The sequence below is a fragment of the Plantactinospora alkalitolerans genome, assembly GCF_015690345.1.
In the GTDB taxonomy this organism is placed as follows: domain Bacteria; phylum Actinomycetota; class Actinomycetes; order Mycobacteriales; family Micromonosporaceae; genus Plantactinospora; species Plantactinospora alkalitolerans.
On the sequence record NZ_JADPUN010000122.1, the window covers coordinates 1 to 16769 of the forward strand.

The 16769-nt window shown below is 71.1% G+C and carries 15 protein-coding genes, 1 tRNA gene and 1 pseudogene; 10 read left to right on the forward strand and 7 right to left on the reverse strand.

Going from position 1 to position 16769, the window contains the following annotated elements; genetic code table 11:
• Both I0C86_RS11245 and I0C86_RS11250 read right to left on the reverse strand, forming a co-directional pair.
• Window positions 1-1212 (reverse strand): APC family permease (locus tag I0C86_RS11245; RefSeq protein ID WP_196201170.1); only part of this gene is annotated, 1212 nt, incomplete at its 3' end.
• Between the two features lie 10 nt (window positions 1213-1222).
• Entirely contained in the window at window positions 1223-1975 is a 753-nt protein-coding gene (locus tag I0C86_RS11250; RefSeq protein ID WP_196201171.1) for a phosphatase PAP2 family protein, read from the reverse strand.
• 30 nt (window positions 1976-2005) lie between these two features.
• Here I0C86_RS11250 and I0C86_RS11255 point away from each other — a divergent pair, with 30 nt between their 5' ends.
• Complete coding sequence (locus tag I0C86_RS11255; protein ID WP_407676298.1) at window positions 2006-3259, forward strand: DUF4032 domain-containing protein; 1254 nt, start codon at window positions 2006-2008, stop codon at window positions 3257-3259.
• A gap of 45 nt (window positions 3260-3304) precedes the next feature.
• Here the strand turns inward: I0C86_RS11255 and I0C86_RS11260 are convergent.
• Window positions 3305-5232: pseudogene (locus I0C86_RS11260) on the reverse strand (NAD-binding protein).
• Window positions 5233-5325: 93 nt separating this feature from the next.
• Between I0C86_RS11260 and I0C86_RS11265 the strand changes: the two are divergent.
• Both I0C86_RS11265 and I0C86_RS11270 read left to right on the forward strand, forming a co-directional pair.
• Window positions 5326-5823, forward strand: coding sequence for an MSMEG_6728 family protein (locus I0C86_RS11265; RefSeq protein ID WP_196201173.1), 498 nt, complete (start codon window positions 5326-5328; stop codon window positions 5821-5823).
• 5 nt (window positions 5824-5828) lie between these two features.
• Complete coding sequence (locus I0C86_RS11270; protein ID WP_196201174.1) at window positions 5829-7418, forward strand: FAD-dependent oxidoreductase; 1590 nt, start codon at window positions 5829-5831, stop codon at window positions 7416-7418.
• Between the two features lie 18 nt (window positions 7419-7436).
• Here I0C86_RS11270 and I0C86_RS11275 read toward each other — a convergent pair whose 3' ends face one another.
• Together I0C86_RS11275 and lhgO are read right to left on the reverse strand one after the other, a co-directional pair.
• Window positions 7437-7676, reverse strand: a complete 240-nt coding sequence (locus I0C86_RS11275; protein ID WP_196201175.1) for a hypothetical protein — start codon at window positions 7674-7676, stop codon at window positions 7437-7439.
• 97 nt (window positions 7677-7773) lie between these two features.
• Window positions 7774-8973, reverse strand: a complete 1200-nt coding sequence (gene lhgO, locus I0C86_RS11280) for an L-2-hydroxyglutarate oxidase (protein WP_196201176.1) — start codon at window positions 8971-8973, stop codon at window positions 7774-7776.
• Window positions 8974-9250: 277 nt separating this feature from the next.
• Here lhgO and I0C86_RS11285 point away from each other — a divergent pair, with 277 nt between their 5' ends.
• From I0C86_RS11285 to I0C86_RS44985, 6 genes are all read left to right on the forward strand, one after another.
• Window positions 9251-9757 carry a SigE family RNA polymerase sigma factor gene (locus I0C86_RS11285; RefSeq protein ID WP_323373587.1) on the forward strand — a complete coding sequence of 169 codons (507 nt, stop codon included), beginning with the start codon at window positions 9251-9253 and terminating at the stop codon, window positions 9755-9757.
• Window positions 9754-10977 (forward strand): hypothetical protein, encoded by a 1224-nt coding sequence (locus tag I0C86_RS11290; RefSeq protein WP_196201178.1) that lies wholly within the window; start codon window positions 9754-9756, stop codon window positions 10975-10977. Before I0C86_RS11285 ends, I0C86_RS11290 begins: the two co-directional genes overlap by 4 nt.
• A gap of 207 nt (window positions 10978-11184) precedes the next feature.
• Complete coding sequence (locus I0C86_RS11295; protein ID WP_196201179.1) at window positions 11185-12159, forward strand: hypothetical protein; 975 nt, start codon at window positions 11185-11187, stop codon at window positions 12157-12159.
• Between the two features lie 210 nt (window positions 12160-12369).
• Complete coding sequence (locus I0C86_RS11300; protein ID WP_196201180.1) at window positions 12370-13194, forward strand: hypothetical protein; 825 nt, start codon at window positions 12370-12372, stop codon at window positions 13192-13194.
• Between the two features lie 3 nt (window positions 13195-13197).
• The gene (locus tag I0C86_RS11305; protein WP_196201181.1) at window positions 13198-13506 is read left to right on the forward strand and encodes a hypothetical protein; all 309 of its coding nucleotides are present in this window, start codon (window positions 13198-13200) and stop codon (window positions 13504-13506) included.
• A complete protein-coding gene (locus I0C86_RS44985) occupies window positions 13503-14111 on the forward strand; it encodes a hypothetical protein (RefSeq protein ID WP_196201182.1) in 609 nt (202 codons plus the stop codon). Before I0C86_RS11305 ends, I0C86_RS44985 begins: the two co-directional genes overlap by 4 nt.
• A gap of 46 nt (window positions 14112-14157) precedes the next feature.
• On the opposite strand, the gene I0C86_RS11315 is transcribed toward I0C86_RS44985, so the two are convergent.
• Window positions 14158-14234, reverse strand: a tRNA-Thr gene (locus I0C86_RS11315).
• Between the two features lie 324 nt (window positions 14235-14558).
• On the opposite strand from I0C86_RS11315, the gene I0C86_RS11320 reads away from it, so the two are divergent.
• Window positions 14559-15650, forward strand: coding sequence for an ABC transporter ATP-binding protein (locus I0C86_RS11320; RefSeq protein WP_196201183.1), 1092 nt, complete (start codon window positions 14559-14561; stop codon window positions 15648-15650).
• Between the two features lie 172 nt (window positions 15651-15822).
• Here I0C86_RS11320 and I0C86_RS11325 read toward each other — a convergent pair.
• On the reverse strand, window positions 15823-16769 hold a 947-nt coding region (locus tag I0C86_RS11325; RefSeq protein ID WP_196201184.1), incomplete at its 5' end, for a pectate lyase family protein.

Consider the following 16769-nt stretch of genomic DNA (forward strand, 5'->3'; position numbering starts at 1 on the left):
GCCGACCGGCAGGGTGACCGCGAGCAGCAGGCAGCCGGCCAGCCCGAGCCCGGCGAGCGCCCGGACCGGAAGCCGCCGCTCCGGGTCGGAGCCGAGGGTGAGCGCGGCGGCGTTCGTGATCGCGTAGTAGACCAGCACGGTACAACTGGAGAAGCCGATCGCGTCCCGCACGTCGCCGAGGGCGACGACCAGCACCACCACCCCGGCGACGGCCAACTCGGCCCGGTGCGGCACCCGGTGGATCGGGTGCACGGCGGCCAGCCCGCCCGGCAGGTCCCGGCGTCGCGCCATCGCAAGCGTGGTCCGGCCCACCCCGGCGACCAGCGCCAGTAGTACCCCGAGCACCGCCACCGCAGCCGCGGCCCGGACCAGCCAGCCCAGCCCGGTCAGTCCGGAGGCGTTCACCACCTCGGCGAGCGGTGCGGCCGAGCCCGCCAGCCGGGCCGGCCCGAGCACCGCGAGCGCGACCACGGCAAGTCCCAGATAGATCACCAGCACCAGGCCGAGCGCGATCGGTACCGCCCGGGGGATGGTGCGTTCGGGGTCGCGTACCTCCTCACCGAGGGTGGCGATCCGGGCATATCCGGCGAAGGCGAAGAAGAGCAGCCCAGCGGCGGTGAGCACGCCGACCCCCAGGGCGCCACCGACTCCCTGCGCGGCATCGACGCCCTGCGCGGCGCCGGTCGCCTCGCCGAGCCGCGCCGGCCGGAACTCCCCGCCGAAGAGCCCCACCAGCGTCACCAGGACCAGTACGGCCAGCGTTCCCGCCACCAACCACCGGGTGACCCTGGCCGTCTTCTGCACACCCCGCAGGTTCACCCCGGTCACCGCCAGCACGGCGGCCACCGCGACCGGCCGGGCGTACCCGGGCCACAGGTACGCCCCGATGGTCAGCGCCATCGCGGCGCAACTCGCCGTCTTGCCGACCACGAAGCCCCAGCCGGCGAGGAAACCGGCGAACGGGCCGAGTCGTTCCCGGCCGTAGACGTAGGTGCCGCCGGACTCCGGATACCGGGCGGCGAGCCGGGCCGAACTGGTGGCGTTGCAGAAGGCGACCAGACCGGCGACGGCGAGCGCGATCAGCAGGCCCGATCCGCTTCCGGCGGCGGCGGTCGCCGGGCCGAAGACCACGAAGACCCCGGCGCCGAGCATCGACCCGAGGCCGATAACGACCGCGTCGGGTACGCCGAGCCGGCGCTCCAACCTCTGCATCCGGCCAAGCCTAGGCGTCGCTGGTGAACACTCCGTGCCGGTGCAACCCGCCGGGCAGCGCCGGCAGCGGTACGTCGTCCCACGGCACCCGGGCGAGCAGCCGGTCGAGGAACAGCCCGAGCAGCAGGCCGGCGACCGAGTCGGTGATCCAGTGCCAGCCCAGGTAGGTGGTGGTGCAGAAGACGATGGCCGGCGGTACGACCCGGATCGCCAGGTACACCCCGGCGGGGGCGTCCGGTCGGCCGAGCGTACGCAGCAGCGCGGCGAGGAGCAGCGCGATCACCCCGTACCAGACGATGGCGTTGGCCACGTGCCCGGACGGGTACGCCGTTCCGCCCGCCGGATCGCTGAACAGCTCCTCCGGGTGCGCCAACCCGGTGTTGTGCGGATAGCCCCGGTCCAGCCACAGCTTCATCGGCCCGATGGTGAACGAGGTCAGCACGAACCCGCCGACCGGCACCAGCAGGGGCCGGACGGATCGGGTCCGGAGGCTGACCAGCGCGCCCAGCCCGAACGCGATAGGCATCAGGAACCAGCCGCCCTGGCCGAGCGAGTTGAACACCCGCGCCACCCAGTACGCCGGCTCCGGCCGGTGCGCGTCGACCCAGTCCCGGACCGCCAGGTCGATCCCGAGCAACTGGCCGGAGGCGAGCGCGGCCGTCAGTCCGACCACCGCCGCCAGCAGTACCCCGTCGAGCCACCAGCCGGCCGGATGAACGGGGCGCAGTCGCGGCCAGCGCCGTACCCTCGTGGTTTGCCGCATCCGACCACGCTACCGGGCGGGGCGGTGTGTGTGTCCGCACACGTGAGGCGGCGGTCGGCGCCCCGGACCGGCATGCTTGTTCCCGTGCGGATCACCTCGGCCCTCGTCGACCCGGCGCTGCTCGACCTTCCCTGGTCGACTCCGCTGGAACAGTGGCCCGCCGATCAACTGGTCGCACTGCCGCAGGGAATCTCGCGGCATATCGTGCGATTCGTCCGACTGGCCGGCACGGTGTACGCGGTCAAGGAGACCGGCGAGCGGGTGGCCGAACGCGAGTACGACCTGCTGCGCGCGCTGGAACGGATCGACTTCCCCTCGGTGCAGGCCATCGCCATCGTCGCCGACCGGCAGGCCGAGGACGGTGAGCCGCTCGACCCGGTGCTGATCACCCGGCACCTGCAGTTCTCGCTCCCCTACCGGGCGCTCTTCTCGAATACGCTGCGCCCCGAGACGATGAACCGGCTGCTCGACGCGCTGGCGGCGTTGATCGTCCGGATGCACCTGACCGGCTTCTTCTGGGGCGACTGTTCGCTGTCCAACACCCTGTTCCGGCGTGACGCCGGAGCGTTCGCCGCGTACCTGGTCGACGCCGAGACCGGCGCCCTGCGCCCCGCGCTCTCCAACGGGCAGCGGGACGAGGACCTGGAGATCGCCCGGGTCAACATCTTCGGCGAGGCGCTGGACCTCCAGGCCGCCGGACTGCTGCACGACTCGATCGACCCCGAGGTGGTCTGCGAGGAGGTGGTCCGGCGCTACGAACGACTGTGGCACGAGATCACCTACGAGCAGCAGATCGAGCGGGAGGCCCGGCACGACATCGAGGGCCGGATCCGTCGACTCAACGACCTCGGCTTCGACGTCGCCGAGGTGGCGATGTCGGTGGTGGACGGTGGCCGCTACCTGGTCCGGCCCAAGGTGGTGGACGCCGGCTACCACACCCGCCGGCTGCTCCGGCTGACCGGCCTGGACGCCGAGGAGAACCAGGCCCGGCGGCTGCTCAACGACCTGGACACCTACCGGGCCGAGAGCGACCTGACCGACGAGCAGCAGGCCGCGCACCGCTGGCTGACCGAGGTCTTCGAGCCGGTGGTCCGCGCCGTGCCATCCCACCTGCGCGGAAAACTCGAACCGGCCGAGCTGTTCGTGCAGGTCATCGAGCATCGCTGGCGACTGTCCGAACGGGCCGGTCGGGACGTCGGACTCGCCCCCGCCGTGCAGTCGTTCCTGGCCGACGAACTGGTCCACCGCCCCGACGAGCAGGCCGTACTCGGCGCCGCCCTGTAAGGAAGGGCCCCTTCTTATCGTTTTCTGTAGAAGAAGGGCCCCTTCTTAACAGGGCCGAATAACAGGGGCAGACCCTAGCGGCGTGGCGGCGGCTGAGGAGCGCGGCGGGGGGTACGGAGGGTCTGGGTTCGCTGGCCCGTCCGGCCCGACTGGCGGGGTACGGCCGGCCGGACCGCCTGCTCCGGCTCGTCGGACCCGTCCCGCGGCGGTGGTGGTGGCGGGGGCGCGCTCGCCTCGCGAAGCAGGCGGTTCAGCCCGGCCCGACGGACCACCACGGTCAGCCGGTCGCCGGGCCGGAGTCGCTGCTCCGCCGGAAGTGACCATTCGGTACGCGGCTGACCGGCCCGGGTCACCGCGATGACCCGGACCCACTCCGCCTGGCTCACCACCCGCAGTTCCTGACCGGCCAGGTTCGCGCCTGCCATGATCGGCACCTCGGCCACCAGCAGCGCGTGCCGGGCGATCGGGATCGTCGCGATCACCGCCCGGTTCAGCAGCGCCGCCGAGAAGGAGGGAGCGGCGAGGTACGAGACACTGCGGGAAACACCGATCTTGAAGGTCTTCTGGATCCGCTGGGCGAAGTCCCCGTCGAACAGCCGCAGCACCACCCGCAGGTCGGCGCGGAGCGCCCGGCCGTGCAGGGCCGCCTGGAGGTTGCTGACGTCGTCGGTGGAGACCACCACCAGAGCCTGGCAGGTACCGACCGAGGCGGCGTCGAGCGTCTCCTCGCGGGCGGCGTCCCCGATGATCAACGGAACGCCGAGCCGGCGGGCGACGGCGGCACCCCGGGCCTCCGGATCCTTGTCGATCGCGACCACCTCGACGCCGAGGTCGTTGAGCTGCCACATCACCCGGGTACCGACGTTGCCCAGGCCCACCACCACCACGTGCCCGTTGCGCTCGCTCGGCAGCGCACCGGCGTCCAGCGCCAGCCGGGCCTTGACGATCCCGTCCACCACCGCCGCGGTGATCAGTGGGATCAGCGCGAGGCCGGCGAGGTTCAGAACCACCTGGAGTACCTGCGCCGCCGCGCCCTTCCCGACGTCCGGGTCGGCACCGGCGATGGTGGTCACCATGGTCAGGTAGAGCGCGTTCCCCATGCTGGTGTGCTCGGCGAAGGAGAGCAGGAAGCCGAGCACGACGACCACCCCGAGCACCGAGATGGTGGCCATCCCGATCTTGCGGGTGGCGAACGACCGCATTGCCCGGAACAGCACGGACAGGCGTCGGCGGGGCCCGCGACGGGACCGCAGCAGCCACCGTCGGGTGGCCAGTTCCGGGCCGACCTGCCCGGTCGCCTCGGCGAGCACCACGTCGGCGGCCGACTCGTCGGCGGGCAGCACCAGCGGATGGTGCGGGTCATGGGTGTCGGCCAGGCCGCAGACCACGTGTTCCGGCCGGACGTCGGCACGCGGGGCGACGTGCAGGGTCCGGCCGCCGTGCCGGAAGTACGTCGGCGCGACCTCGCCGAGTGCCGCCGCGACGAACGCGGGCGCGGCCATCGACGCGTCGGAGAGGACCGCGCTGTCCGGAAAGAGTTGGCGGATTCCGTTGCCGAGGTTCATGTTGAACATCCGCAGCACCACCCGGAGGTCCGGCTCCACCTCCTGGGCACAGAGCGCGGCGTGGATGTTCCCGACGTCGTCCTGGTGCAGCAGCGCCAGACCGCTCGCCCCGACGAGTCCGGCCGCCCGGAACGTCTCCTCGTCGAGCCGGTCCGCCGGGATCGACCGGACGCCCCGGATCGACCGGATGTCCGGCCCGTCCTGCCGACGCCGGTTCGGCACGATGACGGTGACCCGTACTCCGTTGCCCTGCGGATCGTTGCCCAGCAGCTCCTCGACGAGGTGGACGGCGAGCGCGTCCTGGCCGCAGACCACGTAGTGCGGGCGGTTGTCGCCGTTGGCCCGCAGGCCGTCCCGCAACCGGGTCTCGAACGCGCGCCTGGCCCGGGTCCGCCATAGATCCGCCATGCCCGGATGGTAGTCAGTGTGATCACCTGACGTGGGCATCGAATTACCGGACAATGTGGGCATGACAGCGCCGATCCCGGGCAGCGCGGACTGATGCAGACCTTCCTGCCGTACCCGGACTTCGGACAGACCGCCCGGGTTCTGGACCAGCTGCGGCTGGGCAAACAGCGGGTGGAGGCGATCCAGGTGCTGCGCGGGCTGGTCCGTCCCGGGTACGGCTGGCGGCATCATCCGGCGGTGAAGATGTGGGCCGGGTACGAGGAGGCACTGGTCCGGTACGGGTTGGACATCTGCCTCCAGTGGTGCTCGACCGGCCGGGCGGACACCTGTGCCGGCACCCTGGTCGCCGATCTCTGGGCCGGCTGTGGCCTGGAACAGGTGCGCCAGCAGGACGAGTTGGCGACGGCCGGCGAGTTGCCGCCCTGGCTCGGCCGGGAGGACCTGCACCTCAGTCACCGCTCCTCGCTGCTGCGCAAGGACCCGGTCCACTATGGGCCGATCTTCGGCGACGTACCCGAGGTGCCGTACGTCTGGCCCTCCTCCGACCGCTTACCCGGCTGCCTGCCACCGCCGCCGGCCGGGAACGGGTAGCCCGGATGGAGCCGTCCCGCTGGTTGTCCCGGCTGACCGGCGTACGCCCGGAACTGGTCGAACCGGGCGGCGGCGGCCCGGCACGGGTCCGGGACGGCGTCGACGCGCTGGTGGTCGGCGGCGGGATCGCGGGCATGTCGGCGGCGGTGGTGCTCGCCGAGCGCGGCGTACGGGTCACGGTGGTCGAGGGACGGTCGAGGCTCGGCGGCCGGCTCTCCACCCGACCGGAACTGCTGGCCGACGGTACGCCCCAGCCGGTCGACCACGGCTTCCACGCGTTCTTCCGGCAGTACTACAACTGGCGGTCGATCCTGCGCCGGATCGATCCGGAACTCCGCCTGCTCCGACCGGTGGCCGGCTATCCGGTGCTGCACGCCGACTGGCCGACCGAGGAGTTCGGCCGGCTGCCCGCCGCACCGCCGTGGAGCCTGCTGGCCCTGGTCGCCCGAAGTCCCAGCCTGCGGCTGCGGGACCTGCACCGGATGGACGGCCGGGCCGCGCTGCCCCTGCTGGCGTACCACCCGGTGCGCAGTTACGCCGGATTCGACGGTACGACCGCCGAGGAGCTGCTCGACGCGCTGCGCCTGCCGGACCGGGCCCGGGCGATGCTCTTCGAGGTCTTCTCACACTCGTTCTTCAACCACGAGGGCGAGCTGTCCGCCGCCGAACTGGTGGCGAACTTCCACTTCTACTTCCTGGGCAATCCGGAGGGGCTCGCCTTCGACGCCCCGGACCGGGACTACGACCGCGCGATCTGGCAGCCCCTGGCCGGATACCTGGACCGGCTCGGGGCGCGGATCCACACCGGTGCACCCGCGACGACGCTCCGGGTCGACGATGCCGGCTGGTGCACCGAGACCGACTCCGGGCAGCGCCACCAGGCCCGCTACCTGGTGTTGGCCGTGGACCCGCCGGCCCTGACCCGACTGCTGGCGGACTCGCCGGAACTGGCCGGCACGGCGCCCGTACTCGCCGGACGGGCGGCGGCGCTCGGCACCGGTCCGCCGTACGCGGTGGCCAGGTACTGGCTGGGCGGGGACGTCGCCGCCGACCGGGCCGTGTTCAGCGGGGTGTCCCGGCAGCCCACGCTGGACTCGGTGACGTTGTACCACCGGCTGGAGGCGGAGGCGGGCCGCTGGGCGGAGCGCACCGGCGGCTCGGTGCTGGAGCTGCACGCGTACGCCTGCCCGACGGGCGTGCCCGCGCCGGAGCTGGCCGAGCGGATGCGGGCCGAACTGGTCGGCCTCTGGCCGGAGGTCGCCGGCCTGCCGGTGCGGGAATCGCGGTCCCGGATCGAACGCCAGGCCCCGGCCTTCCGGCCGGGTGACCACGCCGGCCGTCCCGGTGTGGTCACCGACGCGGACCGGCTCTATCTGGCCGGCGACGGGATCCGGACCGAGGTTCCCAGCGCGTTGATGGAACGGGCCGCGGTGACCGGAATCCTGGCCGCGAACCAGATCCTGCGTCGGGAGGGCGCCGGCACCGCACCGGTCTGGTCGATCCCCCGGTACGGCCTGCTGGCCCGCCGGGGTATGAACCAGGCCCCGGCGGGGCGGGACGGAATCGGCCCTAGCGCTCGCCGCCGACTGTCCTAGCGCTCGCCGCCGGCCGTCCTAGCGCTCGCCGCCGGCCGCCGCCCAGCCCACGGCGGCGAGACAGAGCAGCAGCACGATGCCGGCCCGGCTGGTGGCGATCCGGGTCACCGCCCAGGCCGCGGAGCGCATCCCCGGCAGTGTGGCCTTCGTCTTCCGGTAGTCGGTCCAGGCCCGCCGGGCAACCGCGTACCCGATGCCGGCGAACAGGCCGAACGCCACTCCGAGCAGGAGTGCCACAGCGGGTACGGGCCGGTCCACCCCGCCAGTCTGTCCGCCGGACAGCGGAGATCGGTATCACCCAATGTGATGACGGCGGCCACCGATTCCCGCTGCTGGGTCGGGTCCGTCAACTCCGTCAACGCGTCGGGGAGTCGGCGGGCAGCCGGTCGACGATGTACCGGGCGATCTCGAACGAGCTGGTCGCGGCCGGGGACGGCGCGTTCAGCACGTGCACCTGCCGATCCGCCTCGACGAGCAGGAAGTCGTCGACCAGCCCGCCGTCGGGGCGTACGGCCTGGGCGCGTACCCCGGCACCGGCGGGCACGATGTCCGCCTCGGTCAGCTCGGGTACGAGTCGGGCCAGGCTGGCCGCGAACCGCTTCCGGGACAGCGACCGGGTCACCTCGGTCAGCCCGTACCGGTAGTGCCGGCGGGCCAACGCCCACAGGCCGGAGTAACTGGCCTGGTCCCAGACGTCGCGCGGGTCGAAGCGGCGCCAGGAGTAGCCCTCGCGGGCGGTGGCGAGCACCGCGTTCGGCCCGGCGTGCACACTGCCGTCGATCATCCGGGTCAGGTGTACGCCGAGGAACGGGAACTGCGGGTCGGGCACCGGGTAGATCAGCCCACGCACCAGGTTCCGCCGCCCGGGGACCAGCTCGTAGTACTCGCCACGGAACGGCACGATCCGGGCCGGTGGGTCGATGCCGGCCAGCCGGGCGATCCGGTCGGCGTGCAGCCCGGCGCAGTTGACCAGTACGTCCCCGGTCACCTCGCCGGCGCCGGTGCTCACCACCAGACCGCCGGGCCGGGCCCGGATCCCGGTGACCCTCGCGTTCAGTCGCAGCTCGGCACCGCTCTCGGCGAGCAACTCGGCGAGCCGTCGACAGACCGCGCCGAAGTCGACGATCCCGGTCGACTCGACCCGCAGCGCGGCCACCGCGGCGACGTGCGGCTCGTGCTCGGCCGCCTCGACGGCACCGATCAGGGTGACCGGGAGCCCGTTCGCGACGGCCCGTTCGTGCAGCGCGTGCAGTCGGGGCAGCTCGGCGGCCTCGGCAGCGACGATCAACTTCCCGCAGATCTCGTACGGCAGCCCCTGTTCGGCGCAGAACCGGGCCATGGAGGCGCTGCCGGCCCGGCACAGGGTCGCCTTGAGACTGCCCGGCCGGTAGTAGACCCCGGCATGGATCACACCGGAGTTGTGTCCGGTCTGGTGGGCCGCCCAACCCGCTTCCTTCTCCAGCACCGTCACCTGGGCCGCGGGCCGATCGGCCCGGAGACGGTGTGCCACCGCCAGGCCGATGATCCCGCCACCCACGACGACGTACCTGGTCACAGCGCTCCTTCGGCCGATCGCACCGGCATCGATGGTATGCCGCCGGAGGGCCGCGCCGTGGCTTGCGCCGAAACCCGACCCACCGGTCGGGCGGTGCCGTCGCCGGCGAGCCTGCGACGCCCCGGCCGGAGAACTGGAAAAAATCTCGGAACCTGCCGCAACCATCGCCACCCCGCGCACGTGTAACCCGGGTTGCGGTGTCTTTCCGTGACGGCAGCGGGGAGGATCTGTGGGGGTAGTGGGAAGAGTCGATGAGACACCGGCCGTCGGTGGCGTCGTGCCGTCCACGCCGGCCTCCGAGGCCGGCCTCAGTTTCGACGAGTTCTACCACGCGCACTACCGCTCGTTGACCGTGCAACTCGCCGCCTATAGCGGCGACCTGGGCCAGGCGCAGGACCTGGTCCAGGAGGCCTTCTGCCGGGCGTTCGCCCGCTGGTCCCGGATCTGCCGGTACGACGATCCGCTCGCCTGGGTTCGCCGGGTCGCCTGGAACCTCGCCACCAGCCGGTGGCGCCGGTTGCGTACCGCTCAGCTCTTTCTCGCCCGGCAGCGAGAGGAGCACGCCCCCGGTCCGAGCCCCGACCGGGTGGCGCTGACCGCCGCCCTGGCCGGGTTGCCGGCCAACCAGCGCCGGGCGGTGGTGCTGCACTACCTGGCGGACCTGACGGTTCCGGAGGTGGCGCGACAGGAGGGGGTTCCGGAGGGGACGGTCAAGTCCTGGCTGCATCGCGCCCGGGCCGCGCTGGCCGCGCAACTGACCGAGAAGCAAGGAGGTGCGGCGTGAACCTGGACAACGGCGTCGAGCAGCCGGACCTACTGGATACGGAGTTCACCGCCCTGCGGGAACAGCTGCTGTCCGACGTACATCCGATCGGTCCCGCCGCGGTCCGGCACACGGTGCGACGGCGCCGCCAGCGGACCGCCGTGGTGATGTCGGTGGTCGCGGTGGCGGTCATCGCCGTGCCGGTGGCCAGCTTCACCGCGCTGTCCGACCGTGGGCCGGCGCCGGGCGGAACCGGTGTCCCGCCGCCGTCGCTCGCCCCGACCCCGTCGGCCACGCCGACCGTCTCGCCGACCCCGACCGGTACGCCGCCGCCACCGAACGGCCGGCTCACCCGGGAGGAACTCCTCGGCGGCACCTTCGACCTGCCCGACTGGCCGGAGGGTACGTCCAGCACCTGTGGCGGGCCGGCGGTGAAACTCCGCTCCGGCCCGGTGAACGAGGAGGTGCCGGCGCTGCTCGATCTGAGCCACGGCGACGTGGACTCCGACGGCGCGGTGGAGACCCTGGCCCGGCTCGAATGCCGGTCCAGTGCCGACTGGCCGAAGCAGATCGTCGCCTTCGACCGCGACGCCACGGGCCGGATCGTCGTCCTGGGCCAGGTGGTCCGGACCGGTGGAGGCGTCGCGGACCTGCGGGAGTTCGCGGTCGAGGACGGTTCGGTCCGGGTCCGGGTGGCCGACCAGTGCTGCGGCGCCAACCCCGCGCAGACGCAGTGGCGGACCTATACCTGGAAGGGTGACCGGTTCCGCCAGACCGCCGGACCGACCAGCTTCCCGAGTACGAAGGGAGACGCGCCGACCACTCCCACCCCGGCGATCCCGACCGGTCGCCTCACCCTCACCGCCACCGACCTGACGTACGGCCCGGTGGAGGGGCAGAGCGGACAACGCGGAACCATGACGGTCACCGTCGTCAACCCGACCGGCGCCACGGTCCAGTTCCCGGTCGTCACCTTCTTCGACAACGACAAGGACAGCGGCCTGCACGCCGAGTGGAGCTCCGACTGCCCGGTCGGCGGACACCGCGATAATCGGCTCTTCTGCATCAGCCGGCCTCTCGCACCCGGTGAACGCCGCAGCATCGTCTTTCCGTTCGGCACCAGCGACCTCGGTCCGGCAAGGACGCTGACGGTACGCGTCGACATCGCCTCCGACCGGGAGGGCACGATAGTTCCCAACAGCGGCAACCAGACGACCTTCCAGGCGTCGGTCGCCTCCTGAGTTCGCGCGTTCCCGCCCCCGCCGGATCTCCGGCGGGGGCGTTCGCGTGGTGCCAGGTGCTCGACCGGGCTCCCGCCAACGTTTCAGAAGGCCGTTTCGTTTCATGGTCATCTGTTCGATTGGCGACACCGGATCTCTGAAACCCTTTCCCCGTCCGGCGAGTGTTACCGGCGTGCTCCGACCGGAGCCGAAAACGGGAGGATGGAAATGCACAAGACTTCTCGCCGGCGGCTGACGCTCGCCGTCACCGGCACGATCGCAATGACCCTCGGTGTCATGGCTCCGGCCGTCGCCGCCTCGGCCGCTCCGGCACCCGGCACCGTCAAGATCGTGCAGGGCGACGCCTCGGCCTCCTTCGGGCGCCTGGTGCTCGAACCGACCGAACGCGGCTACCAGGGCAACCTTCAGATCACCGTCCGGAACCAGGGCACGGACCCCGGCTCCTTCCGGATGCTGATTCGGGAGCCCGTCGCCAGTTCGATGAACTGGCGGACCTCGCCGGAGCAGTTCTGCCAGACCGAGAACGCTTACCCGGGACATCGGACGACGTACGGCTGCTTCCTAAACCAGATCGCGCCGGGCGGGAGCTTGACCTTCTCGGTCAGCTTCGCGGTGCTCACGGCGACGAAGCCGTACCCGATGACGGCCCCGGGCGGGCGGATCGCCATCTCGGACGGCTACGCCCTGGACGTTCCGTTCAGCAAGTTCAAGCCCTTCGAGACGCTGTTCCGGTCGACCAGCGGGTCGCTGCGTGACCCACGGCCGTACCAGCAGGACACCCGGGCGAAGTCGTCCATCGTGGTCGCCGACGAGGTGACGCTGACCCGGGGCGACAACGGCTGGTACACCGGGCGGCTCGAGGCGACGGTGACGTACAACGGCGACGCGGCCCACGACTACCTCTGGTTCGACACCCTCGTGGCGGACGACCGGGCCATCCTCGTCGCCACCGACCCGGCCGGGGCACCGTGCTGGCGCAGTTGCGAGGCGCCGGGCGGCAGGTTGATGGCGGGCGAGTCGCGCACCTTCGGCCTGATCTTCGAGGCCGCTCCGGACGCTGTACCCGGTCTGATCGAGGCCAGCGGCACGATGCACGCGCTGTGGCAGGGTGCGCCGGTGGCCGAGAAGAACACCTCGGACAACGCCTTCGCATTCAAGATCCGCATCCCCGAGCCGGCGTGACGCCGGCCTGACGCTTCGGCTCCGACCGGCCCGCCTATCCGGACGGCCCCGCCCGACCTCGTGTCGAGCGGGGCCGTCGGCTGTTCCGGGCGAGTTCGATGACTGTCGGATTTCCGACGATTTTCCCATCATGCTCAATAATCAGACGAATATCAATGCTGGGTCTGGATCGCCCGATTTAGAAAACCTATTCGTCTATAGGGGGGAACGATGCCGACCTATGCCCAGTTGCAGGCTGAATCATGGTGGGGCCGCGAGATTCTGACCCCGGAACTCGACTGGCTCGGCGACGAACTGTGCCGCCACACCAAGCGCCCCCGGGGAGCCTTCGGCAACAAGGGCGACAACAACCACCTGCGCGGCGCCCACCGGGCGCAGGAGTGGATCCTCAAGTCCCGGTACTCGACGTCCCGGACGTACACCGTGCAGTCGGGACTGACCGCCGCCCAGCAGCGACACATCGCCGGGGTCGACTTCACCCCGGGATCGCCCAGCCAGATGATCAGCCAGTGCAAGCGGATCTACGCCGCCATGCGCGCCGGCCAACTCGAAGAGGTACGCGAGTTCTACGGCAACATCGACGGGAACAAGGTCGTCGACGGCTGGGACAACGTACGCAACCGGGCGGCCAGCAGCGATTCCAGCCATCTCTGGCACTGGCACCTGACCCTCGACCGGCGGCACTGCGCCAACAAGCACCTGATGGAGCGGATCCTGGCGATCGCGCTCGGAAACCCTGTGGAGGAAGACGTGGACGACGCGACCATCGACAAGATCGCAACGCGTACGAAGGCCAAGGTGATGGCCGACACCAGCATCCAGCAACTGCTCGCCCGGGTACAGCAGCTGACCGTCACCCAGGCCAGCCTGCTCGATGCCGCCGGTCGGGACCCCACCGACGAGAAGGCCATCGTCGACGGCGTACTGGCCGGGCTCGGCACCCGGGACATGGACAGCGTCGTCGCGGCTCTCAAGACCGCATTCGGTGACCGGGCGTCGGAGTTGGCGACGAAACTGGGCGCTCCGGCGAGCTGACGTGTGGGCGAACTGGCAAACTTCCTGCCCGCCGGCGGATTCGGCGCTGTCGGAGTCGGCAGCCTGCTCGTCACGGTCGTGGCCTACCTGCTCAACGCCAACCGCGCCGATCGCAAGGAGTACCAGGAGGCGATCGACCGGGCCGAGAAGCGGGCGGACGACGCCGCGCGTCGAACGGACGCCGCCGAGCAGCGGACCGAGGGACTGCAACAGTCCATCGACGAGGCCCGGGCGGCCCGGCGGGCCGCCGAGGACCGGCTCGCGCTCATCGAACGCGAACTGGCCCGCTACCGCGCGGACGGCGTGCGATGAGCGATGAGACCGTGGAGTTCAGGCGACGGATGGACCGGCGCATCCGTCGCCGGTTCATCATCGTGGTGGCGGCGACCGCGCTGATCGCCGCCGGGGCCGGCTGGGGTTGGGCGAGCCTCGGCAAACTGGCGGCCGTCGAGCAGCGTCGCGCGGACACCGCGGTCTCCGGCGCCGAACAGCTCTGCCAGCAGGTACGCCAACTCGGCGGCAACTGCGTGGTCGATCCGGCCAGCCTGCGGGGCGAGCGGGGTCCGGCCGGGCCGGAGGGTCCACCCGGGCCACCCGGCGTGCCGGGGCTGAACGGTCGGGACGGCGCTCCCGGGCCGCCGGGTCCAAGCGGCGCGGAGGGTGCGCCGGGAGCCACCGGAGCGGACGGGGCGTCCGGACCGGAGGGTCCACCCGGAGCCGAGGGCCCTTCGGGTGAGCCAGGTCCGTCGGGCGAACCGGGTCCTTCGGGTGAGCCGGGTCCGTCGGGTGAGCCGGGTCCACCCGGCCCGGCCTGTCCGACCGGTACGACCCTGCGCGTCCTCACCGTGACGACGACCGAGGGGCCGCAACAGGTCGTCGCCTGCGTCGCAGACGCCCAGACACCGGAACCCGAGTAACCGGCGGTCCGCCGTCGGTCGTCGCGGCCGGCTCGGCGGGGGTATTTGGAGCCCCCGGCCGGGCTCGAACCGGCGACATCTCGCTTACAAGGCGAGTGCTCTGGCCAACTGAGCTACAGGGGCGCGTTGTTCGTGGTCAGCATAGCCACCGGCACCCTGCTACCACGTCCGGCACCGATTCCGAAACCCGACAGTCCCTGTCCTCCGCGAGCCCGCCGCGCCGGATCATGCCTGGATGCCCGAAATGTTCGTCGAATAGATCCCAACCCCGGGCCCCCACCTTGGCATGTGAGAAAAACACGTTTACCGTGGCGTGACGCGGATGACAACCCGATGCTGCCTCGCTGCCGCTCGGACGCCCTCCCCGGACCGTTGCGGTAACGCAGCGGTCGTTCTTTCACTCGGATCGTCCGGCACGTTCCTGCCGGTGGAAGGAAGCGCTTCACCATGGCTACGGTCACGTACTCGAAGGCCACCCGGGTCTACCCGGGTACCGAGCGCCCAGCGGTCGATCACCTCGACCTGGAGATCGGCGACGGCGAGTTCCTCGTCCTGGTCGGCCCCTCCGGCTGCGGCAAGTCCACCAGCCTGCGGATGCTCGCCGGGCTGGAAGACGTCGACGACGGCTCGATCTACATCGACACCCGCGACGTCACCCACCTGCCGCCGAAGGCCCGCGACATCGCGATGGTCTTCCAGAACTACGCGCTCTACCCGCACATGTCGGTCTACGAGAACATGGCGTTCGCGCTCAAACTCCGCAAGACCTCGAAGTCGGAGATCGACCGGCGGGTCAAGGAAGCCGCCGCGCTGCTCCAGTTGGAGGACTACCTCAACCGCAAGCCCAAGGCGCTCTCCGGTGGTCAGCGCCAGCGGGTCGCCATGGGCCGGGCCATCGTCCGTGAGCCGCAGGTCTTCCTGATGGACGAGCCGCTGTCCAACCTGGACGCCAAGCTCCGGGTGCAGACCCGTACCCAGATCGCGACCCTGCAGGCCAAGCTCGGCGTCACCACCGTCTACGTGACCCACGACCAGGTCGAGGCCATGACCATGGGCCACCGGGTTGCGGTCATGCTGGACGGCGTGCTGCAGCAGGTCGACACCCCCCGGGCGCTGTACGACGCTCCGGCCAACGTCTTCGTCGCCGGTTTCATGGGCTCCCCCGCGATGAACATCAAGACGGTGGGGCTGACCGAGAACGGCGCGATGTTCGACACCCTCGCCATCCCGCTGACCCGGGAGCAGATCGCCGCGGCTCAGGCCGAGGGCGGCACCGGCAAGGTGACCGTGGGCTTCCGTCCGGAAGACTGCGACCTGGTCTCGCAGAGCGAGGGTGGCCTGCCGCTGGTCGTCGAGCTGGTCGAGGACCTGGGCTCGGACGCGAACGTCTACGGCCACGCCGCGATCGACGGTGCCTCGGAGCGGTTCGTGGTGCGTACCGACCGCCGGAACATGCCGAACATGGGCGACACCGTCTACGTCAAGCCGCGTACCGGTCGGAACCACGCGTTCCACGCCGTCACCGGTAACCGCATCTGACCTGTTCTTCCGCACGTCCCTGGGCGGTCGCTCCTGCTGGAGCGACCGCCCAGGTCGTTGTGGTCCGTCTCTGCCACGGCCCCGGCAACGCGACCGGACCACGACGAGCTGGTGAGGGCCTGCCCGGAGGGGCCGCCTCAGTTCGGAACCGACCGGAGACGCTCTCCTCGCGTCACAGGCCGATCCGGCCCGTACCGGCACCACCGGTCACAGTGGACTTGACACCGCTGGCGTTGTCGAGCTGGTACGAGTACGGGATTCCCGCCACGCTGCCGCCACCGCTCTCCGGTGCGCCGGAGCCGACGAAGTGGTTGTTCCGCTGCACGATCGCACCGGGGTCGGAGTCGGCGTACCCGACCAGGGTCGGCTCGTCGACGTTCTCGAAGTAGTTTCCCTCGACCAGGACCCCGGCGTTCATGGTGGAGGCGACGCCGTACTCGTTGTTGTAGTAGTAGTTGTTGTAGACGTGCACCGGGTTGCCGAACCGGACCCGGGGGTGCCGGGTGCCCGAGCCGTCGAACCAGTTGTGGTGGTACGACACCCGCAGGTGTCCCACGTCCTGGCTCGCGTTGTCGTCGCTGTGCCCGAGCAGCATCGACTTGTCGTGACCGAACACCCGGTTCCAGGAGACGGTCACGAAGTCGGAGCCACGCTTGATGTCGACGGCACCGTCGTACCCGTCGGTGAAGCTGTTGTGGTCCACCCAGATGTTGGTGGCCCCGGTCTCGACGTTGATGGCGTCGTCGTCCCAGCCCCGGAAGTTGATGTTGCGGATGATGACGTTGCGGTCGCCGCTGACGGTGAGGCCGCAACCCGAGATGGTCGCGTTCGAGCCGACACCGAGAATGGTCTTGTTGGACCGGACCCGGAGCATGCCGGAGCAGGAGATGGTGCCGGAGACCCGGATCACCGCCGCGCTGCTGGAACCGACGGCGCTGGTCAGCGCCGAGGCACTGGTCACCGTCGTCGAGCCGGCACTGCCGCCACCCGAGGTGCCGCCGTTCTGGGTCGCCCAACCGACCAGCCCGGTCTGCGGCGGGCTCGGCGGCCCGGTGGTCGTCGGCGGCCCGGTGGTCGTGGGCGGCCCCGTGGTCGTCGGCGGCCCGGTGGGCGCGGTCG